The organism is Pseudomonas sp. YH-1 (assembly GCF_051990045.1).
In the GTDB taxonomy this organism is placed as follows: domain Bacteria; phylum Pseudomonadota; class Gammaproteobacteria; order Pseudomonadales; family Pseudomonadaceae; genus Pseudomonas; species Pseudomonas nicosulfuronedens.
Genome location: NZ_CP178184.1, coordinates 4,601,008 through 4,618,892 on the forward strand (window position 1 = coordinate 4,601,008; position 17,885 = coordinate 4,618,892).

General features: G+C 64.3%; 21 protein-coding genes. 14 read left to right on the forward strand and 7 right to left on the reverse strand.

The features are described 5' to 3' along the window. Nucleotides 1-99 precede the first annotated feature (99 nt). The 4 genes from ACKI1H_RS21055 (at nucleotide 100) to ACKI1H_RS21070 (ending at nucleotide 3,566) form a co-directional block, all read left to right on the forward strand. Nucleotides 100-1,488: an aminotransferase-like domain-containing protein gene (locus ACKI1H_RS21055; protein WP_138524897.1), complete on the forward strand. Its 1,389-nt coding sequence runs from the start codon at nucleotides 100-102 to the stop codon at nucleotides 1,486-1,488. A gap of 77 nt (nucleotides 1,489-1,565) precedes the next feature. After that, nucleotides 1,566-2,366, forward strand: coding sequence for an RNA polymerase sigma factor (locus ACKI1H_RS21060; RefSeq protein WP_440466210.1), 801 nt, complete (start codon nucleotides 1,566-1,568; stop codon nucleotides 2,364-2,366). Beyond that, nucleotides 2,363-2,788, forward strand: coding sequence for a PaaI family thioesterase (locus ACKI1H_RS21065; protein ID WP_440466211.1), 426 nt, complete (start codon nucleotides 2,363-2,365; stop codon nucleotides 2,786-2,788). Before ACKI1H_RS21060 ends, ACKI1H_RS21065 begins: the two co-directional genes overlap by 4 nt. 76 nt (nucleotides 2,789-2,864) lie before the next feature. Further along, entirely contained in the window at nucleotides 2,865-3,566 is a 702-nt protein-coding gene (locus tag ACKI1H_RS21070; RefSeq protein WP_138524903.1) for a YebC/PmpR family DNA-binding transcriptional regulator, read from the forward strand. A gap of 47 nt (nucleotides 3,567-3,613) precedes the next feature. Here the strand turns inward: ACKI1H_RS21070 and ACKI1H_RS21075 are convergent, their stop codons facing one another. Continuing rightward, entirely contained in the window at nucleotides 3,614-4,054 is a 441-nt protein-coding gene (locus ACKI1H_RS21075; RefSeq protein ID WP_138524905.1) for a hypothetical protein, read from the reverse strand. Nucleotides 4,055-4,129: 75 nt separating this feature from the next. Further along, nucleotides 4,130-5,026, reverse strand: a complete 897-nt coding sequence (locus tag ACKI1H_RS21080) for a LysR family transcriptional regulator (protein ID WP_440466212.1) — start codon at nucleotides 5,024-5,026, stop codon at nucleotides 4,130-4,132. 131 nt (nucleotides 5,027-5,157) lie between these two features. Here ACKI1H_RS21080 and ACKI1H_RS21085 point away from each other — a divergent pair, with 131 nt between their 5' ends. From ACKI1H_RS21085 to ACKI1H_RS21100, 4 genes are all read left to right on the forward strand, one after another. Beyond that, a complete protein-coding gene (locus ACKI1H_RS21085; protein WP_138524909.1) occupies nucleotides 5,158-6,666 on the forward strand; it encodes a CoA-acylating methylmalonate-semialdehyde dehydrogenase in 1,509 nt (502 codons plus the stop codon). A 136-nt stretch (nucleotides 6,667-6,802) separates the two neighbouring features. Beyond that, complete coding sequence (gene mmsB / locus ACKI1H_RS21090) at nucleotides 6,803-7,678, forward strand: 3-hydroxyisobutyrate dehydrogenase (protein WP_440466213.1); 876 nt, start codon at nucleotides 6,803-6,805, stop codon at nucleotides 7,676-7,678. A gap of 168 nt (nucleotides 7,679-7,846) precedes the next feature. Further along, nucleotides 7,847-8,764, forward strand: coding sequence for a bestrophin family protein (locus tag ACKI1H_RS21095; protein WP_138524913.1), 918 nt, complete (start codon nucleotides 7,847-7,849; stop codon nucleotides 8,762-8,764). A gap of 21 nt (nucleotides 8,765-8,785) precedes the next feature. Further along, nucleotides 8,786-9,352 (forward strand): flavin reductase family protein, encoded by a 567-nt coding sequence (locus ACKI1H_RS21100; protein ID WP_440466214.1) that lies wholly within the window; start codon nucleotides 8,786-8,788, stop codon nucleotides 9,350-9,352. Here the strand turns inward: ACKI1H_RS21100 and ACKI1H_RS21105 are convergent. Then, nucleotides 9,339-10,724 carry a CoA transferase gene (locus tag ACKI1H_RS21105; RefSeq protein ID WP_440466215.1) on the reverse strand — a complete coding sequence of 462 codons (1,386 nt, stop codon included), beginning with the start codon at nucleotides 10,722-10,724 and terminating at the stop codon, nucleotides 9,339-9,341. The genes ACKI1H_RS21100 and ACKI1H_RS21105 overlap by 14 nt on opposite strands. A gap of 226 nt (nucleotides 10,725-10,950) precedes the next feature. Further along, the gene (locus ACKI1H_RS21110) at nucleotides 10,951-11,331 is read right to left on the reverse strand and encodes a hypothetical protein (protein ID WP_138524919.1); all 381 of its coding nucleotides are present in this window, start codon (nucleotides 11,329-11,331) and stop codon (nucleotides 10,951-10,953) included. Nucleotides 11,332-11,553: 222 nt separating this feature from the next. Between ACKI1H_RS21110 and ACKI1H_RS21115 the strand changes: the two genes are divergently transcribed. Together ACKI1H_RS21115 and ACKI1H_RS21120 are read left to right on the forward strand one after the other, a co-directional pair. After that, a complete protein-coding gene (locus ACKI1H_RS21115) occupies nucleotides 11,554-11,868 on the forward strand; it encodes a transcriptional regulator (protein WP_440466216.1) in 315 nt (104 codons plus the stop codon). 113 nt (nucleotides 11,869-11,981) lie between these two features. Next, on the forward strand, nucleotides 11,982-12,167 hold the full coding sequence (locus ACKI1H_RS21120; RefSeq protein ID WP_045217600.1) for a hypothetical protein: 186 nt from the start codon (nucleotides 11,982-11,984) through the stop codon (nucleotides 12,165-12,167). 6 nt (nucleotides 12,168-12,173) lie between these two features. On the opposite strand, the gene ACKI1H_RS21125 is transcribed toward ACKI1H_RS21120, so the two are convergent. Beyond that, nucleotides 12,174-12,539, reverse strand: coding sequence for a hypothetical protein (locus ACKI1H_RS21125; protein WP_138524923.1), 366 nt, complete (start codon nucleotides 12,537-12,539; stop codon nucleotides 12,174-12,176). A 446-nt stretch (nucleotides 12,540-12,985) separates the two neighbouring features. Here ACKI1H_RS21125 and ACKI1H_RS21130 point away from each other — a divergent pair, with 446 nt between their 5' ends. Continuing rightward, nucleotides 12,986-13,699: an endonuclease gene (locus ACKI1H_RS21130; protein WP_440466217.1), complete on the forward strand. Its 714-nt coding sequence runs from the start codon at nucleotides 12,986-12,988 to the stop codon at nucleotides 13,697-13,699. Between the two features lie 88 nt (nucleotides 13,700-13,787). Then, nucleotides 13,788-14,294: a DUF1993 domain-containing protein gene (locus tag ACKI1H_RS21135; protein ID WP_440466218.1), complete on the forward strand. Its 507-nt coding sequence runs from the start codon at nucleotides 13,788-13,790 to the stop codon at nucleotides 14,292-14,294. A gap of 29 nt (nucleotides 14,295-14,323) precedes the next feature. Here the strand turns inward: ACKI1H_RS21135 and ACKI1H_RS21140 are convergent, their stop codons facing one another. After that, nucleotides 14,324-14,797: an Lrp/AsnC family transcriptional regulator gene (locus tag ACKI1H_RS21140; RefSeq protein WP_138524928.1), complete on the reverse strand. Its 474-nt coding sequence runs from the start codon at nucleotides 14,795-14,797 to the stop codon at nucleotides 14,324-14,326. Between the two features lie 156 nt (nucleotides 14,798-14,953). On the opposite strand from ACKI1H_RS21140, the gene ACKI1H_RS21145 reads away from it, so the two are divergent. Further along, a complete protein-coding gene (locus ACKI1H_RS21145; protein WP_440466219.1) occupies nucleotides 14,954-15,265 on the forward strand; it encodes a hypothetical protein in 312 nt (103 codons plus the stop codon). A gap of 98 nt (nucleotides 15,266-15,363) precedes the next feature. Then, entirely contained in the window at nucleotides 15,364-16,362 is a 999-nt protein-coding gene (locus ACKI1H_RS21150; RefSeq protein ID WP_440466220.1) for a bile acid:sodium symporter family protein, read from the forward strand. A gap of 76 nt (nucleotides 16,363-16,438) precedes the next feature. On the opposite strand, the gene gorA is transcribed toward ACKI1H_RS21150, so the two are convergent. Then, nucleotides 16,439-17,797, reverse strand: coding sequence for a glutathione-disulfide reductase (gene gorA / locus ACKI1H_RS21155; protein WP_440466221.1), 1,359 nt, complete (start codon nucleotides 17,795-17,797; stop codon nucleotides 16,439-16,441). Nucleotides 17,798-17,885 lie beyond the last annotated feature (88 nt).

A 17,885-nucleotide genomic window follows, 5' to 3' on the forward strand; every position in this document is an offset into this window, starting at 1 on the left:
CACCATGCACAGGGACAACGCAGAAATTGCAGTGCTGTTATGGTCCGAGGACCTGTACAGATCGCCCATCGCTCACCCACACAAGAATCGGACCTTCGGATGCTGTTGCTCGACCCCACCTCGGACATTCCCCTGGTCACCCAGATCGTCGACGGCATCGCCCAGGCCATCGACGAGCAGCGCCTGCGCTCCGGCGCCAAGCTGCCCTCGATCCGCAAGTTCGCCCAGGCCAATGGCGTCAGCCACTTCACCGTGGTCGAGGCCTATGATCGGCTGGTGGCGCGCGGCTGCCTGAACGCGGTGCCCAATGCCGGTTTCTACGTGCGCGGCCCGGCAGTCGAGGACAGCGCCGGCGATGAGGCACCCACCGAATTCGACTTCGATGCGCACCTGCTGCTGCACAAGGTCTTCCAGCCGCTGGGCATGGAAATCCGTCCCGGTGTCGGCCTGCTGCCCGAGCACTGGCTTGACGGCGAAGGCTTGCAGCGAGGCCTGCGCAGCCTGGCGCGGGAAGAGCCGACCCAGTTCGGCAACTACGGCCACAGCAAGGGCAACCTGAAACTGCGCGGCAAGCTGGCGGACCGTCTGGCGGACGCCGGCGTCAGCGCCAGCCCCGAGCAGATCCTGCTGACCGCCGGCGCCAGCCAGGCACTGGACCTCACCGTGCGCTACCTGGTGCAACGCGGCGACCCGGTGCTGGTCGATGAGCCCGGCTACCACAACCTGTTCCTCAATCTGCGCCTGCAGGGCGCGCAGTTGCTGGGCGTGCCCCGCAGCGCCGATGGGCTGGACCTGGATCGTCTGGAGCAACTGGCCCGCGAGTACCGGCCCAAGGTCTACTTCACCCAGGCGCGCCTGCAGAGCCCCACCGGCGGCAGCCTGTCACTGGCGGCAGCACACCGCCTGCTGCAGCTGGCGGAGAAATACGATTTCCTCATCGTCGAGAACGACATCTATGCCGACCTGGACCCCGCCGGCCAACTGCTGCTCGCCAACCTCGATCAACTGGCGCGGGTGATCTACATCGGCAGCCTGTCCAAGGTCATCGCCCCGGCGCTGCGCACCGGTTTCATCGCCGCGCACCCCGAGCTGATCGAGGAACTGGTTCCGCTGAAAATGGTCAGTGGCCTGACCAGCTCGGAGCTCACCGAAACCCTGGCCCTGGACATCCTCCTGCAAGGCCGCCACCGCAAGCACGTGCGCCAGTTGCGCGACCAGCTCGGCGAAGCCCATGACAGCGTGGCGCGACGCCTGGAAGCCGCCGGCCTGGAAATCTTCCACGAACCCCGCGCTGGCCTGTTCCTCTGGGCCCGCCACCGCGCGGTGGATGACGCCACCCTGCTCGCCAGCCGCGCCAAGGAGGCGAAGATCCTGCTGTTCCCCGGCCAGTTGTTCATGCCCGATGGCCGCAGCGTGCCGTGGATGCGCTTCAACGTCGCGCACTCGCTGGATGAGCGGCTGTATGCCTTTCTCTCGAAACAAGGCTGAGGGCGGTCACAAAACTCTCGGCCACCGAGTCCAAGGAAGAAGAGCCGGAATTTCGCCGGCCACGTCAGGAGGACACCGTGAAATTCCCAGCCATCGACAACGAACACCTGCAACGCGCCCAGCGCGGCGAACCCGCCGCCCTCGATGCCTTGCTGCTGGCCCTGCAAGCGCCGGTCTACAACCTCGCCCTGCGTATGCTCGGCCGTCGTGAAGACGCCCAGGACGCCAGCCAGGAAATCCTCCTGCGCATCACCACGCACCTGGCCAGTTTCCGTGGCGACAGCCAGTTCTCCACCTGGGCCTTCCGCATCGCCAGCAACGCGCTGCTGACCGCGCGCACCAAGGTTCGCGAGACGCCCACCGTGTCGCTGGAAGCCCTGGCGGAAAAGCTCGACCTCGGCCTGCGCCTGGCCCAGGCCAACGAGCGCCCGCTGGAGCCGGCCGACAAGCTCGCCGCCGAACGCATCGCACTCGCCTGCACCCAGGGCATGCTGATGTGCCTGGAACGCGAGCAGCGCCTGGCCTACGTGCTGGACATCGCCTTTGGCCTGGATTCGGAAACCGCCGCTGCCGTGCTCGAGATCGAGCCGGCGACCTACCGCAAGCGCCTGTCGCGGGCTCGCCAGCGGCTGGATGAGTTCATGCACCAGCACTGCGGTCTGGTCAACGCCCAGGCCGCCTGCTCCTGCGAGCGCCAGGCGCTGGCATTACCGCCTGACGGCACCGATACCCGCCAGGCCAGGAGCGAGTTGCTCGCCCTCACCCGCCTCGCGGATGCGGCAGCAGTGTTCCGCGCGCACCCGGACTACCAGGTACCGCAACGGGTGATCGAAACCGTCCGCGCCGTGCTGCAGCAGCACACTGGAGGCTGGCAATGAACGCGGTCGCCGATCTGGGTTATCCCGAGGGTTTTCAGCCGCTGCAACGCCGCAACCCGCTGCTGGACCTGCTCGGTCCATTCCTGGTGCGTGGCGAAGGCGAATCGCTGGAACTGGGCCTGCTGCTGGACGAACGCCACACCAACAGCCGCGGCGGCGTGCACGGCGGCATTCTCGCCACCCTGGCCGACATCGGCATGGGCTATGCGGTGGCCTTCTCCAGCCAACCACCGCAACCGCTGGTCACCGCCAGCCTGACCCTGGACTACGTGTCCAGCGCCCAGGTCGGCGACTGGTTGAGCATCCGCCTGCTGCACAGCCGGCGCGGCAGGCAGATGGCATTCGCCAACGCGCTGCTGTCGGTAGGCGACAAGGTGGTGGCCCAGGCCAGCGCGGTGTTCGCCGTACCAGCACAACGTTGATCCTGCAGATATCGCCAGCCGCCGCGTGAGGCCGTAGACTTGCCGCCCATCAGCAACCGCCAGCAAGAGATCGACTATGGGCGCCCAGTGGAAAGCCAAACATAAAGAAGTCGCCGCCAACGCCAAGGGCCGCGTGTTCGGCAAACTGTCGAAGGAAATCATGATCGCCGCGCGAAATGGCGCCGACCCGGACATGAACCCGAAACTGCGTCTGGTCGTCGAGCAGGCCAAGAAGGCCTCGATGCCCCGCGATACCCTGGAGCGCGCCATCAAGAAAGGCGCCGGCCTGCTGGACGGCGCCGCCACCTTCGAGCGCGTGGTCTACGAAGGCTTCGCCCCGCACCGCGTACCGGTGATCGTCGAATGCCTGACTGACAACGTGAACCGCACCATCGCGGAAATCCGCGTGCTGTTCCGCAAGGGCCAGCTGGGCGCTTCCGGCTCGGTGTCCTGGGACTTCGATTACCTGGGCCTGGTCGAGGCCACCCCGGCCAGCGCTGACGCCGACCCGGAACTGGCCGCCATCGAAGCTGGCGCCCAGGACTTCGAGCCGGGCGAAGAAGAAGGCGACACCTTGTTCCTCACCGACTCCACCGACCTGGACGCCGTCTGCCGCGCCCTGCCCGAGCACGGCTTCACCGTCGCCTCGGCCAAGCTCGGCTACAAGGCGAAGAACCCGGTAAGTCTGTCCGACGCGGAACTGGAAGAAGTCGAAGCCTTCCTCGATGCCCTGGACGGCAACGACGACGTGCAGAACCTCTACGTCGGCCTGGCGTAACCCGCCGTTGCAAGGGGCTGGGCCATGCCCTGCCCCTTGCTGCCGCGTCAGTACAGCCCGGTCGCGCTCCCCGGCTCGAAGACCGGAGTCTGATTGGCGTGGATCATGTTGTAGCTCAGCATGAACGCCACGCCGCCCTCGCTGCCCAGCGCCTGGCTGACCCAGCCGATCGGGTTATTGAACAGCGAGTCGTCCGGGTTGAGCACGCCGATGGCCGCCGTGTCCGGATCGTTGTCCCAGGTGACGTCACCCCAGTGCCAGCCCAACCCCTCCACGTACTGCCGGCCGAGCAAGGCTCCGAGCGCGAAGACCGCGTCATCGGCCACCTCGCGCTGTTGCTCCTTGGCATCGCGGACGTACTGGGTGATTGCCGCGACCACCGCGTCGGGTGGCAACTCCGGTGCCAGTTGCAGTAGTACCAGGGCCTGCTGTTGCAGGTCTTCCAGTTGTTGCTCCAGTTCCGCCGACAGCGGAATGATTTCAGCCATGCTTCCTTCTCCTGAAACGGTTCTCGCGCTCTCCTGGCGAGTCCCTGTCACTGTGAAACTTTCATTCGGCAACGCTCACGCGGAGCGTCCCATCAGGACATCCTGGCTCCCTTCGGCCTTCTCCCGCAGGAAATCCCAGGTGGTGCGCATGCGCGCGATGTCCTTGAGTTCGGTCGGCATCAGCATCCAGAAGGTCCGCACGAACTCGATCTCCCCCGCCAGGACCGGCTGCAGCGACGAGTCCTCGGCTGCCGCGAACGCCGGCAGGATTGCCAGCCCGGCGCCCTCTGCCACCGCACGCTGCTGCGCCAGGATGCTGGTGCAGCGCAGCGCCATGTGCAGCGGCCGGCCGATCTCGTCGAGGTACTGCAGCTCCTTGCTGTAGAGCAGGTCGTCGACATAGCCCACCAGGGCATGGTCGCGCAGGTCATCGCGAGTTCCGATCGGCCCGCGCTCGGCGAGGTAATCCTTCGAGGCATAGAGGCGCAGCACGTAGTCGGTCAGCCGGGTAATGATGTAGGGCCCGCGACCGGGGCGCTCCAGGGTGATGACGATATCCGCCTCGTGGCGCGACAGCTGCAGCGCGCGCGGCACCGCCAGCAAGTCCACGCCCAGGTGTGGGTGACGCTGGTTCAGCTCCACCAGCTGCGAGGTCAGCAGCGTCGAGCCGTAACCCTCGGTTGCGCCGATACGTACCTTGCCGGAGAGATTGTCTTCGGTGCCGGCCAGGCGCTTCTCGATCACCTTGCAGGCACTTTCCATCGCCTCGGCCTGGGGCAGCAGTCCGTGGCCGGCCTCGGTCAGCCGATAGCCGGCGGGTTCGCGCACCAGCAGTTGGGCGCCGATGCTCTTCTCCAGCGCCTGCAGCCGGCGGGCGACAGTGGTGTGGTCCACCCCCAGGCGCCGCGCGGCGACGGTGAGCTTGCCGGCACGGGAAAGCTCGAGGAAGAAACGCAGATTGTCCCAGTCCATTGACTCACCCGTGCGCGCTATATCTGCAAAAATGCAGACCATACTTGCACATCACCGCATTGAGAACATCAAAAATGCACTGTTAGGATCGGACCACACAAGAACAAAGCCTTCAGGCTGGGAGAACCCCGATGACTGCACCTGCCGTCCCGACCGTCAAACTCTTCCTCGATGGCAAGCCCGTCGAGTCCACCACCTCCGAATGGCGCGACGTGATCAACCCTGCCACCCAGGAAGTCCTCGCCCGCGTGCCCTTCGCCACGCCCGAGGAAGTCGAGCGCGCAGTGGCCAGCGCCAAGGCTGCATTCAGGACCTGGAAGAAGACCCCCATCGGCGCCCGCGCGCGCATCTTCCTCAAGTACCAGCAACTGATCCGCGAGAACATGAAGGAACTGGCGGCTATCCTCACCGCCGAACAGGGCAAGACCCTGCCGGATGCCGAAGGCGACGTGTTCCGCGGCCTGGAAGTAGTCGAGCACGCCTCGGCCATTGGCAACCTGCAACTGGGCGAGCTGGCCAACAACGTGGCTGGCGGCGTGGATACCTTCACCATCCTGCAACCCATCGGTGTCTGCGCCGGCATCACCCCCTTCAACTTCCCGGCGATGATCCCGCTGTGGATGTTCCCGATGGCCATCGCCACCGGCAACACCTTCGTCCTCAAGCCCTCCGAGCAGGACCCGATGGTGACCATGCGCCTGGTCGAACTGGCCCATGAAGCCGGTGTGCCGCCGGGCGTGCTCAACGTCATCCATGGCGGCCCGGACGTGGTCAACGCGATCTGCGATCACCCGGACATCAAGGCAGTCTCCTTCGTCGGCTCGACCCGCGTCGGCACTCACGTCTATAACCGCGCATCCCTGGCCGGAAAGCGCGTGCAGTGCATGATGGGCGCGAAAAACCACGCGGTGGTGCTGCCCGACGCCAACAAGGAACAGACCCTCAACGCCATTGCCGGCGCAGCCTTCGGCGCCGCCGGGCAGCGCTGCATGGCGGTATCGGTGGCAATCCTGGTGGGCGAAGCCAACCAGTGGATTCCCGACTTGGTGGCCAAGGCGCAGACCCTCAAGGTCAGCGGCGGCACCGAAGCCAATACCGACGTCGGCCCGCTGGTTTCCTGCGCGGCGCTGGACCGCGTCAGCGGCCTGATCGAGCGCGGCACCCAGGAGGGCGCCAAGCTGGAGCTGGACGGTCGTAATCCGCAGGTGGCCGGCTACGGCAAGGGCAACTTCGTCGGCCCGACCGTTTTCTCCGGCGTTACTCCGCAAATGACCATCTACCGCGAGGAAATCTTCGGCCCGGTGCTCTGCGTGGTGTCGGTGAAGACCTTCGATGAGGCCATCGAGCTGATCAACGCCAACCCCAATGGCAACGGCACTGCGCTGTTCACCCGTTCCGGCGCCGCCGCCCGCCACTTCAAGGAAGAGATCGACGTCGGCCAGGTGGGCATCAACGTGCCGATCCCGGTACCGGTACCGCTGTTCTCCTTCACCGGCTCGCGCGGCTCGAAGCTGGGCGACCTGGGCCCGTACGGCAAGCAGGTGGTGCAGTTCTACACCCAGACCAAGACCGTCACCGAGCGCTGGTTCGACGAGAACGAGGTCGGCGGTGCGGTGAACACCACCATCAACCTCAAGTAAGCCCTGCCCGCCCGCCTGCCCCGAGCCGGCCCGGACTCAGCATGGATGCTGGTCCAGGTTCGGCACCACGCGGGCGGGCACCTCCTTTTGCGCCTGATCGATCGGGCGCCCCGAACAAGAAGAAGAGGACCACCCCATGCGCATCGGCTTCATCGGACTCGGCAACATGGGCGGCCCCATGGCCGCCAACCTGCTCAAGGCCGGCTTCGACCTGAGTGTCTTCGATCTCTCCTCCAAGGCCGTGGAAGCGGCCGTCACCCTTGGCGCCCGCGCCCTGGCATCCCCCGCCGAAGTGGCGCGCGACGATGTCGAGGTGATCATCACCATGCTGCCCGCCGCCGCCCACGTGAAGCAGGTTTACCTCGGCGACGACGGCCTGCTGGCCAACGTGCAGCCCGGCGTCTTGCTGATCGATTCGTCCACCATCGATCCACTGAACGCCCGCGAGGTCAGCGCCGCTGCGCACGCCCACGGCAACCCGATGCTGGACGCGCCGGTTTCCGGCGGCACCGCCGGTGCGGCAGCCGGCACCCTGACCTTCATGGTCGGCGGCGAGCAGACCGACTTCGAGCGCGCCCGCCCGGTGCTCGCGGCCATGGGCAAGAACCTCGTGCACTGTGGCGGTGCCGGCAACGGCCAGGTAGCCAAGGTGGCAAACAACCTGCTGCTGGGCATCTCGATGATCGGCGTGGCGGAAGCCATGTCGCTGGGTGTGAAGCTGGGCATGGATGCGGAGGTGCTGGCCGGTATCATCAATACCTCCAGCGGCCGCTGCTGGGCCTCGGAGGTGAACAATCCACTCACCGGCGCACCAGCCGCGCGAGGTTACAGTGGCGGCTTCGGCACCGACCTGATGCTCAAGGACCTGGGCCTGGCCAGCGAGGCGGCGCGGCAGATTCGCCATCCGGTGCTGCTTGGCGCCCTCGCGCAGCAGCTGTTCCAGACCTTCAGCAACCAGGGCAATGGCCAGTTGGACTTCTCGGCCATCGTGAAGCTCTACGAACAGAACTAAGCCGCTCTCCAGCGGGCGCTTTTCGTAGGAGCGAGCTTGCTCGCGAACCTCCTCGCTGCGGGGCTGTTCGCGAGCAAGCTCGCTCCTACAAAGGTCGCCCTCTGCAACGCGCCTTCAGGGCGCCTATCTCGGCTATCATGCGCGCTCCGCCCCACCGGATGCCGCCCGATGATCCTCCGCCCACAAACCCCGACACTCTGGGTCCTTCTGTTCTCGCTCAAGGGGTCGATCATCCCGGCCATCTGGCGCAAGGTGCTCTACACGGTGCTGCTCAGCTCGCTGGTGGTGGCCACCCACGGCACGCTCTACCACTACAAGGTGATCATCACCTCCACGCCCTTCACCCTCTGGGGGCTGACGCTGGCGATCTTCCTCGGCTTTCGCAACAACGTCGCCTACCAGCGCTTCTGGGAGGCGCGCACGCTCTGGGGCGAACTGCTGATCGTGACCCGCAACCTGGCGCGGCAGACCCGCTCGCTGCTGCCCGATCTCGATGCGCAAAGCCGCCGCCAGCTCTGCAAGCCGCTGATCGCCTTCGGCTACACGCTACGCGACCAGTTGCGCGGCACCGTGCAAGGCGCCGACGTGAAGCGCGTGCTGGGCGAGGACGCTGCAACCTTCGCCAACTGCCGCAATCCGGCCAACGCGTTGCTGGCGGAGCTGGGCCAGCGCTTCGCCGACCAGAGCCGCGCGGCGGGCGCCAGCGACATCACCCTGGCTGCCATCGACCAGCAGATGACCCGCCTGTCCTACGTGCTGGGCGGCTGCGAGCGCATCAGCAACACGCCGATCCCCTATCCCTACATCCTGATGCTGCACCGCATCGTGCACGTCTACTGCTTCCTGCTGCCCTTCTGCCTGGTGGACAGCATCGGCTGGTTCACCCCGCTGGCGGTGTGCGTACTGGCCTACACCTTCTTCGGCCTGGACGCCCTGGGCGATCAGATCGCCGATCCGTTCGATACCCAACCCAACGATCTGCCGCTGGATGCCATGAGCCGCAACCTGGAAATCACCGTGCTGGAGATCCTCGGTGATACCGACCTGCCTGAACCGCTGAAGCCAGTGGACGGCCTGCTGCTCTGATCCAGCCTTGAGGATTATTCGATGAACCACCTGAAAGACGTGCCGCTGAACAAGGCCTACCTGCTGCTCAACCACGGCCCGAGCACCCTCGTCACCAGCGAGCACGAAGGCGTCGCCAACGTCATGGCCGCTGCCTGGGTCATGCCGCTGGACTTCGATCCGCCCAAACTGATGCTGGTACTGGACCGCAACACCTGGTCACGCCATCTGGTAGAAGGCTCGGGCGCATTCGTCATCCAGCTGCCGACGCGCCAGCAGGCTGAGCTGACCCTGGCAGTGGGTTCGAGCAACGGCGGCGAAGGCGACAAGTTCGAGCAACTGGACATCCGCACCGCCCGCGCGAAGCTGGTCGAGGCGCCGATCGTCGAGGGCTGCGTGGCCTACCTGGAATGCAAGGTCATCAGCGAGCCGAACAACCAGGAGAAGTACGACCTGTTCATCGCCGAGGTGGTTGCCGCTTACGCCGATGAGCGCGCGTTCTCCAATGGCCGCTGGCATTTCCCCAGCGCCGAGTTGCGCACCATTCACTACCAGGCGGGCGGCGCCTTCTTCGCCACCGGCGAGGCGTTCCAGGTCAGTCGCGGCTGACCGGCTGCCAGGCTGCCGGCGCCGAACCCAGTTCGGAGGCCGGCAACTCCCAGTACAGTGGCGAGCCCGCGACCTGCAGTGGCGGACGCAAGCGCTGCGCATGCCCCCAGGGCGTTGTCTCGATGCCCGAAGACAGATCGGCAGCTGTCTCGGCCGCCAGCTCCGGCGAACCCACTGATGAAACTCCCGCCTCCAGCAGGCATTGCGCCGTACGTGCCAACGAGAGGCGCCAACGGCTCCCGCGGCCACTACGCCGACGTTCGGCCAATCCGCGCAATGCGGCCGCTGCAATCAGGTAGCCGGTGGCGTGATCGAGCGCCTGCACCGGCAGCGGTACCGGCTTGTCCTCGCCCCGCCAGATGCGCCCGGCTTCGGCGATGCCGCTGCTCATCTGCACCAGGCTGTCGAACCCGCGCCTTTGGCTCCAGGGGCCCGACCACCCATAGGCATTCAGGCTGACATCCACCAGGCCCGGTGCAATGCTCCGGCGAACATCGGCGCCCAATCCCAGGCGCTCCAGGGCATCGGCCCGATAGCCGTGCACCAGCACGTCGGCGCTGGCGAGCAGCGCCTGAAAGCGCTCGCGAGCTGCTGGTTGACGCAGGTCCAGCCGCGCGCAGTGCTTGCCCAGGGTGACTTCCGGGACCACGCCAGGCTCGTCCCAGTCCGGTGGGTCGATGCGCAGAACCTCAGCGCCGAATCCAGCAAGGAATCGCGTGGCGATGGGCCCCGCCAGCACGCGGGTCAGGTCCAGCACACGCAATCCGGCCAACGGGCGCTCGCGGTCGATCTCGATGTCCAGGGAAGCCGCGGACACCAGCTGAAGATCACGCAACACCAGCGGTTCGCGGGCAACCGCGATACCCTGCGGGTGCTGCTTCCAGGCATCCCAGGAGCGCATCTCGGCTGCACAGCCGCCTTCCTTCACGATAGCCAGTTCCAGTTCGCCCTTGTCCCAGTTCGCCACGGCCTCTGCGACCCGATCACGATCATTGTCTGCCCCAAGCACCCGAAGGGCGGCGGCGCGGTGATGCGGAGCATTGGTGTGCAGACGAATCCAGCCGTCGCGGGCACGGTAGTTACCGGCGATGGCATCCCACAGGTCAGGGGGCGCCCAGCCCTGGGCGCGCAAGGAGGTGGAGAACCACAAGGAGGCCAGGCGGCGATCCACGACCAACGATGCGGCGGCGCCGGGCTCAGGCTCCAGCCACTCGCCCAGCGCCAAGCCGGCGCTGGCTATGCTGGCGGCGGCCAGTTCGGTGACGAAGAAAGCCGAAGGCAGAGAGCCTTCGCTGCGAAAGGCCAGATGACTCAGGCGCTCAGCCTGGCCACCAAGGGACGTCCAAAGTCGCTCCGCAAGAACCCGCTGCATCTCTATCTCCGCCTTCTCCGTGGAGCTTCACCTTAGCCGCGCAGCGTCAGGCGGGCGAGCCGACCTTGGTCGACAGGCAATAAAAAGCCCGCAATCAAGCGGGCCTTTCGATGGGGAGCTAGTCCTTTAGCTGATTTTCATCCTCTGCCCCCAGGTGTGAAAAAAACGTGAAGAGCGGAGCCGCCGAAACATTTTGTTGGAGATCACCTGTAGTTGAGGCTGGTGCTCAGCTCGAGTAATCCAGCGCGGTCCAGACACGGCTGAGCCCGTCGCTTATCTGGCAGCTCGACAGATCTTCCGCTTCCCCCCGCGAAGACAGGCGCACGGTGGAGTCGCCCTCACCTTCGGTCAGCCACTGCAGGCGCCCGCAATTGGGCGTGTCAATCACATAGCTGGCGGCGATCGCCGAACGATCCTTCGGCAGACGGATGGCATCGCGGACCGTACCGCGCTCTTCGATGCGCTTGCCGTCGGCGACCAGCACCGCCCAGGCCTCCTTGCCCTCGATGATGAGGTAGGCGCCATTGGCGCGCGGAACGTCCGCCTGAGGCTGGGCACAGCCCGCCAGCATCGCCACACCTGCGCAAAGCATCAGTTTCTGCAGCATCGCCATCGCTCCTGTTCGTCGAGAGGTGCCCGCCAGGCCAGTGGCGGCGGGCACTTCAGGGTTTCTGTCAGACCGTGAGAGGGATACTAGGAGAAAATACTGTTCATGCATACAGTATTTTGCGAAAATTTTTTAAACCTCGACGAAAGGCCACAGTCCATTGGCTACGTCGATCACCTCGGATCACAGGGCATGGGCCTGATACCCATTGAGGAGCAAGCGATGGTGAGCATCCATCAGCTGAAATACACCGTGAACCACATGGCCATCGAGGAAGTCAGCGAGGCCGTTTCGGAACTGCTGCTGGAGGGGTTGGTCACAGAAGGCAAGACGCCCTTCAGCCGCACCCACTTCAACGTGTGCTTCGCGGAAATCGAGGCCCTGATGCAGCGCGCCGGCTATCACCGCGCGCTGGATGTGGTGGGCTACCAGGGCCAGGCCTACGCCATGTTCGATCCCAGCCGCTGGGACGCCGTGGAAGTCCTGCGCTGGCTGAAGGAGTACGTCGAGGAGTCGAAGGCGCTCAGCACCGCCTGACAGCGCGGGTCTTTTCGCAGGTCGTGGTTGCGGGAGCAGCGACTTGCGAAGGCCTACCTGGCGCACTAATGTCCCATGCACTTTTTCCCGCTTGCCGAATCAAGGACGATTCCATGAGCGACTCTTCCTCCGACGACAGCTGGCTCTGGGCCTACCGCAAACTCCGTAGCTGGGATGTAGGCCGGGTCAGCTCAGCGTTTCTCGCCACACTCTTCCACTGGCGCGGCGACACCGGGCTGTTCTATAGCCATGGCGGCCTGCGCAAGTCCCGCCTGACCCGCGACGACCTGATCGACTGATCCAGCCTACTGCTGCTGGTAATAGCCACTGCCACGCGGATAGACCGCGCCGTTGGGGTATTCGATGCTCTGGCGGATGCCGCCGCTGCCTTGATCGATGATCACCGTGCCCGAGCGCGTCTCGCCATAGCTGCGCGGCACCTGGACACCGCCATAACCGTCATTGCGCTGCCAGCTGGAGGAGCTCTCCACGCTGCCGCTCGCGCCTGGGCTGATGTAGATGCGCTGGATCGCCGGCGGCGATTGCTGCCACTGAGGCTGGCTCTGGTTGCGCTGCCGGGACTGCCCGTCCTGCGTGGAAAACTGCTGCGCGTAGAGGGGCATCGCCAGGGCACAACAGACAATGACCCCGAGGCTTCTGAGACCAATCATGACGATCTCCCGAATGAGGGAAAGGCTCCAGCTTACCAAGCCTTGTCTCTCGGCGCAGGGCAATGCGATCACGCAATACAAATCCATATGTATCAAATAGTTATGAATTCTTTGTAACGTTAAATATACGAATCTCACCCACCCAGGTGCCACCTAGCGGCCCAACCCCACGCCAGGGACTCATCCCTTGCTGGAACAACCGGATAGCGTCGACTCTTAAAGCTTTTTGTATAATATTTTATTCTTTAAAAACAATCAGATAGACAACACATATAAACCTTTACGCGAACTAATGGAGGCCTGTTGCGAAGCATTCCCAGCAGGCACCTGGCGCAGCAGCTCAACCAGTGCCTCCAGCCTTAAATACCCCCCTTGCCATTCCATTGCCACGATTGGCATTTCTTTCTCAATCAGTAAGATGCAGCGACTTTCGTAAGGAACGCCTCATGTTCGGACGCTGCCTGACCCTGCTGCTGATCCTCGCAATCCCCACCGTTGCCTCCGCTGCTGCCCCACGCACCTTCGAGGAAGCCAAGAAGGTCGGGCGCAAGCTGTACGCCCGCCAGTCGGTGGAGTTCTATTGCGGCTGCCGCTACAGCGGCACCAAGGTCGATCTGAAGAGCTGCGGCTACACCCCGCGCAAGAATGCCAACCGGGCTTCGCGCATCGAGTGGGAGCACATTGTCCCCGCCTGGGTGATCGGCCATCAGCGCCAGTGCTGGCAAAGTGGCGGGCGCAAGAACTGCTCGCGCAATGACCGGGTGTACCAGAGAGCCGAGGCCGACCTGCACAACCTGGTGCCGAGCATCGGCGAGGTCAACGGCGACCGCGCCAACTACAGCTTCGGTTGGCTGCAGCAGAAACCTTCGCAGTACGGTGCCTGCCCGATGGTGGTGGACTTCAAGGCACGCAAGGCCATGCCCCGCGCGCAGATTCGCGGCATGATCGCCCGCACCTACTTCTATATGAGCGACCGCTACGGCCTGAAGCTGTCCAAACAGGACCGCCAACTGTTCACCGCCTGGAGCAAGCAGTACCCGGTGGAAGCCTGGGAACGCCAGCGCAACCAGATGGTTGGCTGCGTGATGGGCTGGGGCAATCCTTACGTCGGCCCGATCGAGACCGACCGCTGCCCGACGCCGAAAGTGGCCAGGCGCTGAAGCCTCGCGACAGCCGCCAACGCCAGCAGTAGACTCCGACAGCCGTCCAGCTGGACGAGCCCACCTTTCTCTGTCTGGAGTAAGCAGCATGTCCCTCTCGATCTACCAGGCTTCCGTTCCCGTCTTCATCCGTATGCTCGGCAACCTCTCGGCGATTCTCGCCAAGGCTGCCGCCCATGCCGAAGCCAAGTCCATCGACCCTTCTGTCCTTATCAACGCCCGCCTCGCCCCGGACATGTTTGCCCTGGCTCGCCAGGTGCAGATCGCCACCGACTCCGCCAAGGGCGCTGGTGCGCGCCTGGCCGGCGTGGAAGTGCCGAGCTACGCCGATGACGAAACCACCTTCGCCGAGTTGCAGGCGCGCATTGCGAAGACCGTTGCGTTCCTCAAGACGCTCAAGCCCGAGCAGTTCGAAGGCGCTGAAAACCGCACCATCGAGCTGAAGCTTCGCACCCGCGAAGTCAGCTTCAAGGGCTCGGACTTCCTGCTGGGCTTCGTCAACCCGAACTTCTATTTCCATATCACTACGGCCTACGACATCCTCCGCCACAACGGCGTGGAAGTTGGCAAGATGGACTATCTGGGCGGCGTCTGATCGCTCCGGGCGCCGGGCTCCGGCGCCCTTCAACCGCGCGACAGCGGCAGCGTGGTGGTGGACTTGATCTCCGAGAGCGCCACGATGGAGTTGATCTCCTGAACCCCCGGCACCTGGGACAGCCGTTCGAAGAAGAAACGCTCGTACGCCTCCACATCTTCGGTGACGATACGCAGCATGAAGTCCACGGCCCCCATCAGGACATGGCACTCCAGCACCTCGGGAAACGCTTCCATGGCCTGGGCGAAATCCGTCAGGTGATTGCGCCCGTGGGCGTTGAGCTTCACCTGGGCAAATATCTGGGTGTTCAAGCCGATTTTCTTGCGATCCAGCAGGGTTACCTGCTTGCGGATCACACCCTCTTCCTTCAGACGCTGAATCCGTCGCCAGCACGGTGACTGGGACAGACCGATACGTTCGGCGATCTCTGCCGTGGACAGCGTCGCCTCCTCCTGCAGCAGGGCGAGGATCTTGCGGTCGTGAGCATCCAGTGAAATAGGCATAGATAATTCGTCTTGTGCAAATTTAGAGAATCATTAATGCACACCTAAACGCCTAGCGGCTAAAAACAGGCAAATAAATCCCCGGCATGGGCCGCAGAATACTCCTCACTTCTCCTGCATCGGCCTGCCGTCATGACACTCCCCGCTCTCCATCTCGTGGAACTTCCCCTGGATCAACAGGACCGCCCGGTTCCCACCGAAGCAGCTGCCGACGTGCGCTACCTGATCCGGGCTGAGATCGACGCCGATATCCTTTGCCGACTGCTGAACCAGTTCGCGCTCCAGGGCCACGTACCGGCCGAGGTCGAATCCTCACGCCGAGAGGACTGGCTGGATATCGCCCTGAGGGTCAACACCTTGCCGCGCTACCGCGCCGAGGTAATCGCCCAGCGCATGCGCGGTATGGTCAGCGTGCGTTCCGTGGATCTACACGTACAGGGCTCCGAAGCTGTCCTTTCAGCGACATAAGCTGACTCTCTGGCGTTAGCCGGCACATCCATCCGGGCTTAGAGTGCGAACCTGACCCTAGCGGTCTTTCACACACAACAACGATGAGAGATGTGCCCATGGCTCGCCCACGCCTGCTCCCCGACAACTTCACCCTGGCGCTGATCGCCACCGTGACCGTTGCCAGCCTGCTGCCTTGCGAAGGCACCGCTGCCGTGATCTTCGGCTGGATCACCAACCTGGGCATCGCGCTGCTGTTCTTCCTGCATGGTGCGAAGCTTTCGCGCCAGGCGATCGTCGCCGGCGCCACCCACTGGCGCCTGCACCTGCTGATCTTCTCCTGCACCTTCATCCTCTTCCCCCTGCTCGGCCTGGCACTCAAGCCGGCGCTGTCGCCCCTGGTAACCCCGGACCTGTACCTGGGCATGCTCTACCTCTGCGCCCTGCCCGCCACCGTACAATCCGCAATTGCCTTCACTTCGCTGGCAAGAGGCAACATCCCAGCGGCCATTTGCAGCGCATCAGCCTCCAGCCTGCTGGGCGTGTTCGTCACTCCGCTGCTCGTGCAACTGCTGATCGGCGCCCATGGCGATACCGGGATGTCGACGCTGGATGCCATCGGCAAGATCACCCTGCAACTGCTGGTGCCCTTCGTCGCCGGCCAACTGCTGCGCCCGTGGATCGGCGCCTGGGTGGAACGCCACAAGCCAGTGCTGCGCTATGTGGACCAGGGCTCGATCCTGCTGGTGGTCTACACCGCCTTCAGCGCGGCGGTCATCCAGGGGCTGTGGCATCAAGTTCCGCTACCGGCGCTGGCCGGCCTGGTCGTGGCCTGCTGCGTGCTCCTGGCACTGGCCCTGATCGCTACCAACCTGTTGGGACGCTGGCTGGGCTTCCCCCTGGAGGACCGCATCACCATCATCTTCTGCGGCTCGAAGAAGAGCCTGGCCACCGGCGTACCGATGGCCTCGGTGCTGTTCGCCAGCAGTACCGTTGGCGTGATCCTGCTGCCGCTGATGCTGTTCCACCAGATCCAGTTGATGGTCTGTGCCGTGCTTGCCCAGCGCTATTCGCAGCGCCAGGAAGAGGGTCACGCTTCGCTGGAGCGCAGTCACTGACGGCCACCTCCGTGCGAATGACGCCCACAAAAAAGCCGGTGCAGATGCACCGGCTTTTTTGTTGCAGCCCTCGCCGTCAGGCGCCGACGGGGGTCCGCATGGTGACGAATTCTTCGGCGGCCGTCGGATGGATGCCGATGGTTTCATCGAACACCCGCTTGGTCGCCCCGGCTTTCAGCGCAATGGCGATGCCCTGGAGCATCTCCCCGGCGTCCGGACCGACCATGTGGCAGCCCAGCACCTTGTCACTGTCGGCATCGACGATCAGCTTCATCAGGGTTCTCTCCTGGCACTCGGTGAGCGTCAGCTTCATCGGCCGGAAGCGGCTCTCGAAGACTTTTACCTTGTGTCCGGCGCTGCGTGCTTCGTCCTCGGTAAGACCAACGGTACCAATGTTCGGCAGGCTGAATACCGCCGTGGGGATCAGCTTGTAGTCAACCGGACGGTACTCCTCCGGGCGGAACAGCTTGCGCGCCAGCGCCATGCCTTCCGCCAGTGCCACAGGGGTCAGCTGCACGCGACCGATCACATCGCCAATGGCGTGGATCGACGGCTCGCTCGTACCATAAGCCTCATCCACCTTCACGTAGCCACGCTCATCCAGTGCCACGGAGACGTTCTCCAGGCCCAGGTTATCCAGCTGCGGGCGGCGGCCAGTGGCGTAGAACACGCAATCCGCCTCCAGCACGCGACCATCCTTGAGGGTCGCGGCCAGGGTGCCGTCGGCCTGTTTGTCGATGCGCGAGATGTCACTGTTGAATTGCAGGTCCAGCCCCTTCCTGGCCAGCTCATCGCGCAGGTGCTCACGCACGCTGCGATCAAAGCCACGCAGGAACAGATCCTTGCGGTACAGCAGGGAAGTTTGTGCGCCCAGGCCATGGAAGATGCCGGCAAACTCCACCGCAATGTAGCCACCGCCAACCACCAGCACCCGGCGCGGGAGCGACTCGAGGAAGAAGGCTTCGTTGGAGGTGATCGCGTGTTCCTTGCCGGGAATGTCCGGCACCTGCGGCCAGCCGCCAGTGGCGATGAGGATGTGCTTGGCCTTGAAGCGCTGGCCGTCGACTTCCACCGTATGCGCATCCTGAAGCTTGGCATGCCCTTCCAACAGCGTGACACCGCTGTTCACCAGGAGGTTGCGGTAGATGCCGTTGAGCCGGTGGATTTCGCGATTCTTGTTGGCGATCAGTGTCTTCCAGTCAAAGCTCGCTTCGCCCAGGGTCCAGCCAAATCCGGAGGCCTGTTCAAAGTCCTCATGGAAGTGCGCCCCATACACCAGCAGCTTCTTCGGCACGCAACCGACGTTGACACAGGTACCGCCCAGGTAGCGACTTTCCGCCACGGCCACCTTGGCGCCAAAGCCTGCGGCGAAGCGCGCGGCGCGCACACCGCCGGAACCCGCACCGATGACGAACAGGTCAAAATCGAAAGACATCATGGTTCTCCGCATGGATATGTCGGGCAGCATACCTCATGGAGCCTGACCTATCCTGCCAACTGCCGGTCCCGAAGGAGGTAATGCC